The 272-nt window shown below is 51.8% G+C and carries 1 pseudogene; it reads right to left on the bottom strand.

Annotated features, from left to right (window positions below):
* A pseudogene (locus tag SOM12_RS24115) lies at nt 1–272 on the bottom strand (hypothetical protein); the annotation flags it as partial.

Genomic DNA, 272 nt, shown 5'->3' with positions numbered 1-272 from the left:
TAAGGCCTGCAACATACTCGTTCATGTCTTTTCCGTCGTTTCCAGGAAGCTCTTTCCAGATCTCGAATGCCGACTTACCGTCCGCTCCCGTGTCCCCTTTAAGGCCTGCAACATACTCGTTCATGTCTTTTCCGTCGTTTCCAGGAAGCTCTTTCCAGATCTCGAATGCCGACTTACCGTCCGCTCCCGTGTCCCCTTTAAGGCCTGCAACATACTCGTTCATGTCTTTTCCGTCGTTTCCAGGAAGCTCTTTCCAGATCTCGAACGCCGAC

This window comes from Flavobacterium sp. CFBP9031, from assembly GCF_034044945.1.
Taxonomy (GTDB): Bacteria; Bacteroidota; Bacteroidia; order Flavobacteriales; family Flavobacteriaceae; genus Flavobacterium.
Note: the sequence above shows the minus strand (reverse complement) of the source record. Positions and strands in the feature narration are given on the sequence as shown.